Origin of the sequence: Sphingomonas sp. 35-24ZXX (assembly GCF_000786215.1) — a bacterium.
Classification (GTDB): domain Bacteria; phylum Pseudomonadota; class Alphaproteobacteria; order Sphingomonadales; family Sphingomonadaceae; genus Blastomonas.
The window spans coordinates 1-10,678 of sequence record NZ_JROG01000002.1 but is presented as its reverse complement, the minus strand read 5'-3'; the positions used below and the strand labels follow the sequence as shown (position 1 = coordinate 10,678).

General features: G+C 61.2%; 11 protein-coding genes. 5 read left to right on the top strand and 6 right to left on the bottom strand.

Annotation, left to right across the window (positions count from 1 at the left end):
* Positions 1-765: 765 nt before the first annotated feature.
* From LI72_RS02700 to traA, 3 genes are all read right to left on the bottom strand, one after another.
* Positions 766-2,052 carry a hypothetical protein gene (locus LI72_RS02700; protein ID WP_033924387.1) on the bottom strand — a complete coding sequence of 429 codons (1,287 nt, stop codon included), beginning with the start codon at positions 2,050-2,052 and terminating at the stop codon, positions 766-768.
* Positions 2,053-2,425: 373 nt separating this feature from the next.
* Positions 2,426-3,124 carry a DUF6118 family protein gene (locus LI72_RS02695; RefSeq protein ID WP_033924386.1) on the bottom strand — a complete coding sequence of 233 codons (699 nt, stop codon included), beginning with the start codon at positions 3,122-3,124 and terminating at the stop codon, positions 2,426-2,428.
* 10 nt (positions 3,125-3,134) lie between these two features.
* Positions 3,135-6,071 (bottom strand): Ti-type conjugative transfer relaxase TraA, encoded by a 2,937-nt coding sequence (gene traA, locus LI72_RS02690; protein ID WP_033924385.1) that lies wholly within the window; start codon positions 6,069-6,071, stop codon positions 3,135-3,137.
* A 172-nt stretch (positions 6,072-6,243) separates the two neighbouring features.
* Between traA and LI72_RS02685 the strand changes: the two genes are divergently transcribed.
* The 3 genes from LI72_RS02685 to LI72_RS02675 are packed head-to-tail and all read left to right on the top strand — an operon-like array spanning position 6,244 to position 7,016.
* Positions 6,244-6,576 carry a conjugal transfer protein TraD gene (locus tag LI72_RS02685; RefSeq protein WP_033924384.1) on the top strand — a complete coding sequence of 111 codons (333 nt, stop codon included), beginning with the start codon at positions 6,244-6,246 and terminating at the stop codon, positions 6,574-6,576.
* Positions 6,554-6,808, top strand: coding sequence for a conjugal transfer protein TraD (locus LI72_RS02680; RefSeq protein ID WP_231562342.1), 255 nt, complete (start codon positions 6,554-6,556; stop codon positions 6,806-6,808). The genes LI72_RS02685 and LI72_RS02680 overlap by 23 nt, the downstream gene beginning before the upstream one ends.
* A 25-nt stretch (positions 6,809-6,833) precedes the next feature.
* A complete protein-coding gene (locus LI72_RS02675; protein ID WP_033924383.1) occupies positions 6,834-7,016 on the top strand; it encodes a hypothetical protein in 183 nt (60 codons plus the stop codon).
* Between the two features lie 7 nt (positions 7,017-7,023).
* Here LI72_RS02675 and LI72_RS02670 read toward each other — a convergent pair whose 3' ends face one another.
* Together LI72_RS02670 and LI72_RS02665 are read right to left on the bottom strand one after the other, a co-directional pair.
* A complete protein-coding gene (locus LI72_RS02670; RefSeq protein ID WP_033924382.1) occupies positions 7,024-7,938 on the bottom strand; it encodes a HEPN domain-containing protein in 915 nt (304 codons plus the stop codon).
* A 107-nt stretch (positions 7,939-8,045) separates the two neighbouring features.
* A complete protein-coding gene (locus tag LI72_RS02665; RefSeq protein ID WP_033924389.1) occupies positions 8,046-8,936 on the bottom strand; it encodes an ArdC family protein in 891 nt (296 codons plus the stop codon).
* Between the two features lie 434 nt (positions 8,937-9,370).
* On the opposite strand from LI72_RS02665, the gene LI72_RS02660 reads away from it, so the two are divergent.
* Complete coding sequence (locus tag LI72_RS02660; RefSeq protein ID WP_033924381.1) at positions 9,371-9,574, top strand: helix-turn-helix transcriptional regulator; 204 nt, start codon at positions 9,371-9,373, stop codon at positions 9,572-9,574.
* A 19-nt stretch (positions 9,575-9,593) separates the two neighbouring features.
* On the opposite strand, the gene LI72_RS02655 is transcribed toward LI72_RS02660, so the two are convergent.
* Positions 9,594-9,929, bottom strand: coding sequence for a hypothetical protein (locus LI72_RS02655; RefSeq protein ID WP_033924380.1), 336 nt, complete (start codon positions 9,927-9,929; stop codon positions 9,594-9,596).
* A gap of 536 nt (positions 9,930-10,465) precedes the next feature.
* Here LI72_RS02655 and LI72_RS19455 point away from each other — a divergent pair.
* Positions 10,466-10,678, top strand: a 213-nt coding sequence (locus LI72_RS19455; protein WP_197051788.1) for a MucR family transcriptional regulator, incomplete at its 3' end; no start/stop codon positions are given.

The window sequence follows — 10,678 nt, the reverse complement described above, 5'->3', positions numbered from 1 at the left end:
CCCGCCGCCTGGTCGCTATGGCTCCAGATACGGTCGTGATCCTTGCTTAGCGGAGCGTTCGCTGAGTGTCGGCTTTGTGAACCGTGTCTGCTGCTGAACCTGCCGCGCCCGCGCGGCAGGTTCAGCAGCAGACACGGTTCACTCGGCTTCATCGGAAACACCGGTCCCTTGCTGCGAATGAGACGCCAACCGCCGGAAGCGGTCAGTGACCGGCCCGAGGGCGGTTAAGCGCTCCGAAAATATCGGAGGCCTTTTCTGGATCTCTTCCGGAATCAGGGTGCGCCACCAAGCAAGGAGCGCGCCCCTAGCCAGAAACGCAAAGGTGTGGAGCAGCATTGGCGTGTCATTGCGGCTCCACGTCGCCCCCTCGCAGCTGCGGCGAGCCCACCTGGAACTTTGCTATAACGGCCATCGTCGGACCGCTCCGGCGGGATGCACATTGGATATGGGAATTGCACACCGGCGTGAAGCGCACGCGATCGGAGCACATAGATGCGATTGAAGGCAGTAGCCATAGCCTGCTGGGAATAATCGAGCTTGTCAAACATCGGCCGCTTCTCGGGCTCTCCAGGAGCCAACTCCTCCAAAAAATCCGACAAACTTCGATTTGGCGTCGATGGTTGCCGTCTCTCCGAGCTGTCACGCGTGCCCTCGCGTCAGGGGATCAGTCTTAGGGAGAAAGGTGTGCCCCTGTTTCTGAACTGCCGGTGTTTTTCGCGACCGCCGGCTGCGCGCGCTCCCCTGATTGCGAGGGAGCAGCTTGCCTTATGCCAAGGAGCCTACGCAGGCATTGAGCGCCTTGCGTGCGGTTTCGAGCTCATTGACACGTAAGCAAGCCAAAGGCTTCCCGCGGAATGTTTCCAGAGTGTTGAGATTGCTGTTGCGTCCGCCCTTCGTGGCAGGGACGTATTCGAGATCGAACCCGGTGAGCCGGTCGTCAGCCAGGCTGCGGGTGAAGTAGAGAAGCGGCGTCTTGACCCGCTTCTCGACTGCGATTTCGTGACCCGTCTTGGTGCGGTAGCGCAGGACGTACTGCGAATGCCCCTTGGGGTGTTCCTCGATGCGCGGATCGGTCATGAGAAGCTTGTGCAGGCTTGCTGTCGGCGGCGAGAGATCGGCTGTGTACTTCATGTTATCGCTCTCCTGTGTAATTGGGGTCGGATCGACCGTGAGGAGATGGACCAGCCTTTCAAATGAGTTGGCCGCGAGTTCCCCTTCTCCATTGGCATAGGCCCGGGCCTTTTCGACGGTGATACCGATGGCTGGCGCGATGCGTTCCAGCGGCCCCAGATTCACGATGGCCGAGATCAGAAGGCCGCGGGTGGCATTGCGCTCGTCTGCCTGTTCAAGCGACCGGGTGATCCAAGCGGTATCGATGGGCACTATCCTGAAGTCCTTGCGCGAGCGCAGCCAGTCGAGTGCATCGGTCCCGTTGAGGTATACGAAGACGTTGGCGTCGGAAGGGGTGCGCTTCGCTTCTCCTGTGGCTTGAGTGCGTATGGTCTTGCTGGGGCCGCACAGGTTGCGAAGAGTCCGGACATCGATGCCGGACAGGAGCGCCAGGTCGCTCACGGTGAGCAACCAGTTCGTGTCATCATAGAACGCGCACTCGATGATCTCGATGAGCGACAGCCATGCGCTGGCAAGCTCCCAAACCTGGCGCACTTCGCGGTTGCGTGCGGCGGTAAGGTCGAGACCGCCAAGCGCGACCGTCGGCAGGGTCGAGAGGAAGTGCTCAACGAAGTGGAGCGCGTCGTTCCGGGCATCCTCGGTGTCGGGTGTGTTTGGCTTATGGAGCGACAGCTGCCGATTTGCGAGCATGGCGTGGAGCAGCTGGACGCGCTTAGCGATGGAGAAGCGGCCAAGATCGATCGAACGGATTTCTTCTTCGGACACGTTTTCATCGGCAAGGCCTTCGACTTCTAGGCCAAGGAAGCTGTCGCGCATTTGCATACTTTGAGGCTCGGCCAGCGTAAAAAAGAGATCGTCGGCCTTCAACAGCAGGCAGTGCCGAAGGTTGAGGCTGGTGTCGGTCAGGGCAGGAAGTTCCATTTCATTCTCCGATATGATATGTTTATATCTCCTGGATGAACCTCCTCGTCAACTCACTAAGTGATATGTAGGTACAATTTTTCTGAGGGGTTTGTCGCAGGCGTGATGTGCACTACCTTCCAGTCGGCGGCTGTCACACGGTTGGGCAGGCGCGAGAATCTGGACAGCAAAGCAAGCTGCGGGGGGTCAGAGTTTGGTTTGGGCCAATTCACCGCCCCTTCTAAGATGGGTGCGAGAATTGATAATCGATCGTCGTCGGCCTTTCGCGAAACACGCCGCTCCTCACTGCGCGTTTGGACGGCAGACCAGTCCCAAACTCGGTTATCAGGACACACAGCGGAAATGACGGCAATGGGAGCACAACGCTGCCACCTCATTTCAGCTCCCCCCGCACCTCCACCGAGCACCCGACGCTCCTGAGCTTCCGCTCCCTCGCTCGTTTCGCACATGTCTCGATCGCCTCAGCATTGTTCAGCACGAGTTGATTGGCAGCCAGGATATCACCCCACTGATCGGGATCCGAGACAGACATCAGCCTCTGCCCGGCTTGCCATCCGTCACGATGCAGCGCCGATATCGCCCTGCGCTCAGGCCAGTACCAGGCCTTGGGCACCATCCAGTCGACCGCTGGCGGGACGGTGCAACCGCCTATCGATCCGAGAACAAGCGCAAGGCCCGCCGCGCCTGCCAGCCACTGGTTCTGTTCGCGTGCCGTTCGTGCTGAGGCGGTCATGGTGGCGAGGGTGCTTGCGGCCTTCTGCATGTCCTGCCGGGCGGTGACCAGCGCTGCGTGATCTTCCTTGCGACTGTCGCGCCCTGCCGCCGTGATCTGACTGGCGATGTCGTTCGGGGTCAGCAGCAGCGCAGGCTTGTTCGACAGCGTGATGATGGCCTCACGCATACGCTGGGTGATGGCGTGGATCTTCGCAAGCTCAGCGCTGTAGTCGCGGCTGAGCAAGGCCTGCTGCCCTTCGGCAACGCCGTCGACCGAGGTTGTGAGCATTCCGAGCCGCTGTGCGATCATCTCGAGCGCCTGCTCGATCGGGATATCGTCGGGATCGGGGTCTGACATGGCATTAAGGCTACAGCCCGAGCCCCCGCGAGCGCGAGGGGTCGATACAGTCTGCTAGGTCCTGCGACAGTGATCTTCCTCTCACTGCGTCCAGCCCCAGTTCCACGCGGCGGTTCCGCAGCAGCGACTCAAGTTGCGGGTCGCGCTCAAGGCTGTGGGCCATCGCACCAAGGTGACGTTCGACCTTCTCGGCATTGAGATAGTCCTGATCCTTGAGCATGCGCTGCATCTGCCGCGAGCGTGTCTGCCATTCGTGGACGAACCGGTCGGCCCTCGCCTGTTCTGCCAGACGCGCCGCCTGCTGCTGGTGCATCGCCTCGATGGTCCGATCCAGGTTGCCCGACAGGGCTTCGGGGATCAGGGAGCGGTCGTTGACCAGCGCACGACCCAGGTCCAGCACATATCCACGGCCCATTGCTTCAAGCGCTCTGCCTGCCTTGTCGAGCGCAGCCTGCTGATACTCGAGCGAGCCCAGTCCCTGGTCGTGCAAGGTCAGGATATCCTGCGCTGCACGCGTGTACTGCTGAACCGCCTTTTCCAGCGGTGTCTGCTCAGGTCCTGGTTTCAACAGATTGGCATTAACCCGCAGCCCCGGCTGACGCTCGCGCTGTGGCGAGATCTCCTTGCCCCCGAGCAGATCGGCGAGCGCGCCAGTGCGGCTGACCCTGATCCGGGTCTGCTTGTCGCGACCCGGCTGGTTGAGTTCCCTGCCCTTTTGCTGTTGCTGGATCTTGTCTGGCTGCCGGGTGTAATCGCTCGCCATGTCCTTGGCCCGCTCGCGCGACAGCGTGCGGGTGAGCGCCTTGCGATCGGCAAAGTCGTCCTTGCCGTAATGCAGATCGACCTCGGTGCGATGCCGCGACAGCGCGACATAGGCCCCGTGCCGGTCCATGCCTGGCGTCGCCAGTACCTGGACCTTGTCGACGGTCATGCCCTGCGCCTTGTGGACGGTTGCCGCATAGCCATGATCGACATGGGCATAATCCTTCAGGTCGAACGCCACGGCCCTGCCATCGTCGAGCATCACTGCCATGCGGACCGATGACAGGCTCTGCACGGTACCGAGCGATCCGTTCTTTACGCCCAGCTCGCGTTCGTTCTTGAGGAACATGATCCGGTCACCGCTGGCAAAGCTGCGGGAACCGCGTTCAACGCTGATGTCGATTTCTGGGCCGAGCGACCCGCTGGCGCGCATCCGCTCCCTCACCTCTTCGTTGAGGGCTTTCACCTCATCGTTGGTGTGGGTGAGGATGATCCGGCTAGCTTGCGGATCGGCTTTCCGATCCTGATCCCAGGCATCGACGAGGGCCGTGCGCGCAGCTTCGCGGGTCTCTGCAACATGGATGTGCCCAGCTTCCTCATATCGGCCCAGCGCCTCGCCGATCCTGCCTGTCGCAAGCTCCCGGGTTGCATCGCGCTGCCAGTCGGTCTGCTGCCTGCGGATCCCGCTGATTTCCACCGCACCGTGGCGCTCGGCGGTGGAACGGAACGCCGCGCCTGCTTCGATCGCCTGTAGCTGTTCGGGATCGCCGACGAGCACAACCTTCGCGCCGCGTCGTTCGGCCTCCGACATCACGCGCTCGAGCTGGCGCGTGCCGAGCATTCCGGCTTCATCGATCACCAGCACATGACGATCGGTGAGCAACTCCCTGCCCTGCTCCCATTGATATTCCAGGCTGGCGATGGTGCGCGATGCTATGCCCGATCCATGCTCCAGGCCTTCAGCCGCAATGCCAGACAGCGCCGCGCCTTGCACCTCGTAGCCTGCCAACTCCCAGGCCTCGCGCGCAACGCCGAGCATCGCGCTCTTTCCCGTACCGGCATAGCCAATGACATTGCTGAGGCCGCGCGGGCTGGTGACATGTTCGAGAGCGCCGCGCTGCTCGGGCGACAGGTCGAGCCCGCGCTGCTTCGCATGGTCCAGCGCACGCTCCCTTTGCAGGTCCTTCACCGGATGGTTGCGCTTCGTGTCGAGCTTGGTGGTCGCAAGCTCAAGCCTGCGTTCGGTCTCCAGCATCGACCGGCTGGTGAACCGCTCCTGCCCCTTGCCATCTCGTCCCAGTTCAACAAGTTCCGGCGCGTTCTTCACCGCCGACATCACCTTGTCGAACTGGTCCTTGTCGTCGCTGTTCCTGTGCGCGAACATCGCAAGATCGCGGGTGGTGAACGTGGCCTGCCCACGTGTGATCGCATCGAGCGCGATGTTGGGATCGGCGATGATCTTTTCGCCGTTCGATCGCGCAATGGCGTGATGCTCTTCGAGCCGCTCGCTGCTCAGCCCCTCGCCCGCCATGCGCGAGGCGGCTGGACCGATCTTGTGCTGCGGCTCCAGATCGATGCCCTGTGCTTCCAACGACCGGTGATCGATGCGCGCGTCGATATCGAGCGAGGCCAGGCGTTCGTTGGCAATGTTCGCCCAGGCCTCCCGCCAGTGCGTCAGCAGATCGGTGCGGTTCCAGTCGCGGGCCTTTGCACCGAAGCTGACACTACCATCCTCAGCGATGTCGATTTCGCGCGTTGTGAGCATGACATGAGCGTGGGGCTTGGGCTGGCCATCCTCGCCGATGTCCCAGTGGACATTGAGATCTGCGACCATGCCGCGATCAACAAACTCGGACCGAACAAAGTCACGGGCGAGTTCGATGGCTTGTTCCCGGGTCAGCTCTCTCGGCAGCGCAAACTCAATCTCACGGGCAAGCTGTGCATCCTTGCGAAGCTCTGCGGCCTCGACGTCATTCCAGAGCTGCTCGCGGTCTTTCCAGGCCTCGTCCGCGCCAACGGGCAGCATGACCTCGCTGTGCACGACTCCGGGCTTGTTGGTGAAGTCGTGGTGCCGATCGAGCCGCTGGTCGTGCAGTCGTGAGCCCGAGCGATAGGCGGCGGCAGTCAGCGCCGATGCACCGGTGCTGCGCGAGATGACTTTGGCAGAGAGGTGATAGATCGCCATGGCGATCGTCCATTTACGCCATCCAAGCAACGTCGGCACGACGTATAAGCGCGCCCTCAACCGATTTGATCGCTCTCGGGATGACGGGGTCTCACAATGACCCAGCCTGTTGGCGGATAGACAACATTGGCATAGCTGGTGGGCCCTTCATCGACAATGAAAGGTCACATCCATGCGCAGACCGAGAAACTTTGACGCCGAGCTTCAGGCACTGAGCGACAGGGCAAAGGCACTGAAGGCAGCAAGGCTGACACAGCTGGGAGAGTTTGTCATCGCCACCGGCGCCGACGCGCTCGGGACCGAGGTACTGGCGGGTGCGCTGCTCGCCGCCGTTGGTAATGAGGATGCTGCCAGGAAGGAGGCTTGGCGCAAGCGCGGCGCGGCGTTCTTTCAGCAGCGCGGCGCGCGGAAATCCAGACAGCAGGCAGCTGCAGAATCTGACGACGGCGCTGCGCAGAACACAGGCACAGCGCAACCGGCTGATGCTGGCCAAGGCCCGCAATGATACGCGAGACTGGCAGGTGAAGCGGCGCGAGCGAACGCGGCGGCTGATCGAGCTCGGCGGGCTGATGGTGAAGTCCGGGATCGACCAGCTCGTCGATGACGACCGGGCGGTGATCTATGGGCTTCTGGTCGAGGCGGCTGCGAAGGTCCGCGATGCCGGTGGGCCGCAGCAAATCACGCTGTGGCGGCGGCGTGGCGCGAGAGCCTTTGCGCAAAACCAGTTGGCGTCGTGACGATGATATCGCATAGGTTCAACCTATGAGTGGGGAAATCAACGAACTGGTGCTGGGCGTGCTTGCTCGCGCGCCGCAGTGGGTGAGGCAGGATCTGCTGTCTTCGGATTCGATCGTCCGCGCACGAGCCGAGGAGACGCTGGCAGCCATGATCAGCAGCGCACTGGCCGACAGCGAAAACAGTGGGCCAGGAAGCAAGGCAGCCTGAGGCCTGCCTAGTCGTCCGTCGCCAGGCGGCGTTCGCACACGTTGCGAACCAGATCCTGCAGGATGGCGACACGTTCGCCGAGCCAGTTCAGCTCTTCGTCGCTGACCTTGTAATGCGGGGAGTAGCGCGCGTTGACATAGGCCTGGCGCAACAGCTCGAAGCATCGGCGGCTGAACCGGTCGTCGCGCGGCCAGGCCTCGATAAGTTCGGGTGCGATCTCCTCGGCATGGCCGCGCAGAAAGCCGAGCTTGTGAGACTTCGGGCTGTAAAGGGTCAGAACCAGCAGCGTGCAATGGTACAGCTGCTCAGTTGTTTGGTGGAGTTCGAAGACCGCCTTGTTGCGCCAGTAGACGTCGTTGCCCTCTTGCCTTTGCAGTTTGTAGGTAGCGAAGGACGTCTTCGCTATCGAGAACCACCGATCGAAAGACTTGCCTGCCTCTTCGCGTGCAACTGCGGGTGCGAGCTTCGTCGGCGTCGAAAACGGAAAACCCTCGGCCTCGTAAAGCGCGATGCCTTGCGTGGCGATGTCCGTGAAAAACGGGCGGCCCTGCTCCAGCTGTTTGTTCACATCCTTGAGGCTGTGCACGATAAAGCTGACCGGTGCGCTCAGCGTCTGCGTGATCGTCATCTCACGCATCAGCCGGTCATCGGCGGTGGCCCAATAATCGACGACATCGGTCAGCCGCTCGTCATTGACCACGACCAGCAGATCGTAATCGGACTTGTAGCCACCGACCGGATCATCGACCCAGTCGCCGCGCGCATAGCTGCCGTACAGGATGACCTTGAGGATGCGGCCCTGCTTCTTCCAAGGCGCGGTCGTGTTGCCGATCGCGGCGGTGAACTCCTCGAACAGGATGCGCACCGCAGCCTGCAGCTCCTGCTGCTTCTGGCCAGGCAGATGATCGATATCGGTGCGCATGGCTTTTACCCTGTAGCGATGGTGGCAAGTTGGCAAGGTCGAAGCTTGGATTTGCCCGGCACAACTGCCTCCATTTTCGTGGGATTCGGTAGACGAAAGAGGCGCCGTCATGGCGCCTCTCCCGTCAGGTTGAGGAGATAGTCTGCAGCCTTGCTGGCCGCGCTCGCCGCGCGGAAGATGGCCTTGTCATCTTCGCGCAGAACGCTGAGCCAGGATGCGATGTAATCGCTGTGGCGGACGGTCGGTGCGATACCAAGTGATGCGCAGGTGAACGCGGCTGCCAACTCGGCGACAAGCTCTTCGCGGGCATATGGTGCCGAGCCAAAGCTACCCTTCTGATCGCGGTCCAGCCTGCTGGCATGGCCGGTCCAGTGACCGAGCTCATGCAGAGCGGTGCGGTACCAGTTGATCGGTTCATGATAGGCGGCTTGGGGCGGTACCTGCACTAAGTCGTGCACCGAGCTGTAGAACGCAGCATCGCCGCCGATGTTGAACGTGGCACCGCTGGCGGTGATGATCGCATCAGCTTCGGCGATGGCGAGCACCGGATCGGTTGCAATCGGCGCTGCTGTCATGTCTTCGGGCAGACCTTCGCACTGGTCGATGTTGAACACCGTAAACCGCTTGAGGAAAGCAACGGTCCGGGCTTCGCGGTCTTCGCCGCGTGCCTGTTCGGCTTCTGCTTTGGGCGTGAACCGGTCGGCATAGCAGACGGTCGTGCCCTTCTCGCCTTTGCGGACATTGCCGCCAGCGGCCTGTGCCTGGCGGTAGGTCAGCCAGCGCTGGGAACCGTAACCCCTCATGACCACTTCGGCCCAGAGGATCAGAACGTTGATGCCAGAGTAGCGGCGGTCGGTTGCTCCGTTGTGCGGCATGGTACAGCCGCAAAGTGCAGTGTCCCATGGCTGGACCCAAGGGAGCCGTCCCTGCTCGAGCTCAGCGATGATGCGCTGTGTGACCTCGGTATAGAGGCTGTTGCGGGTGGTAGTGTGTTCCATGGCCTTGTCTCCTTCCATCCGGCCTCGGCCCGGAAGGGGCGCTGGGGGGCGGCGAAGAAGAGCTGGCAGCCACGCTGCAACGGACGGCGCGCATGCGCTAAGCACCGCAACGAAGAGGAGGACCCGCAACGCGGGTTGAGCGCTGGCCTGGCGTGGCTAGAGGCGATGGACGCCCCCCGGTGTCCCGCCCGAGCGGGGTTAACGCCGCCGTAATGCGGCGTCCGCAGAAGCGCTGCTGGATGCTGAAACACCATGAGATGCCGTGAGCAGAAATATTCTGCTTACGCTGCCATTTCCCGCAGCATGCCAGCAGCGCTCCCCTGCCCCATTGCCTGCGAAATCGCCGCATTTGGCTCGATTGACGCGCGGCGGCACATCACCAAATCTCGGTCGCAGGCAGGGGCAGATCACATCACAGGATGGAGACAGTGGCCATGGCATCCCATGCACCCGACAGGTTCCTGAGGCTGAACAGCGTGCTCGATCGCACCGGGCTTTCCAGAGCGACGCTTTACCGAAAGATCCAGGCGGGCACGTTCCCCAAGCAGGTCAAGCTCGCCGAGCGATGCTGTGGATGGCGGGAATCGGCTATCGAGGAATGGCTGCAGAATCCGATGTTCTACGAGGTCAGCGACTGACGATCAGCAAGTGCGGCGATCATGCGGCGTGACGGTCAAGCTCAAGGAACAGAGGCAAAAGCGCAGGCTCTGACCGGTCGATCATCGCGCTGCTGTAGAGGCCGACATTGATCCACTCGACCGACCAATGGAGATCAACGCATTCACCTTCGATACGAATGATGGCAGCACCCTCGCGCGCTACTGACCAGGTGCACCGCAGCTGTTCGTCATAGGTGCCCAGCAGCAAGGTGCCATCGCTGACCCCGACCAGAAAGCGATCATCATCGTCGAACGGGACGTGCAGCACGGCCTCGATATCGCCGCTGACCTGCAGGCGCGGATAACCCGGCACAGGCAAAATCGTGATGCTCATCGCAGAATCGCCTTTCCTACTTGAGAACAAACATGGAACATGACTCCATAGGTAGGAGTCTGCAATGGTCATTATCGATGGATCGTTTCTGCTGGGGCTCGCAGCCGTGCTGACCAGCCTCGGCACGCTGTGGCGGGCATTGCGTGGTCGCCCTGAACCGCAATGCCAGCATCTCCACGTTTGCCAAAGGACATCCTGCGAAACATGTCTCAACTGCAGGAGGACAAAGGATAAGCGCGACTAGACGGTGTTGAAACAAGCCGTAGCAGCGGCGGATCTGTGGAGATATTCTCCATCAATGCGCGCACCAGACAGGGATAAAATCGAATTTGCGATCATCGCACTGACAATGATTGCTGCCGCCCTCGTTTCGCTGGCGTAGCTTTAGATATCGACAATCGCAAAACCATCGATCGCTCTACATCGCGCCATCCATCCACAGCTTTTATTGAAACTTGCAAAAAATCTGCCTCGCTTGTTGACCATGCTGACGATAAGCGTTGGTGACACTAAATAACATTATCGAGGACGCACCCATGACAGAACATTCGCAAGAGCAGCTGATTACGCTTACCGCAGATATCGTGGCAGCGCATATTGGAAACAACAGTGTCGCATTGGGCGACATCGCTACGCTGATCGCGAATGTTCACACGGCGTTGGCTGGCTTGTCATCGGCTGAAGTTCCGGAGCCTCAAGAAGTGCGTCCTGAGCCTGCGGTATCGATCCGATCATCGATCAAGCACGAT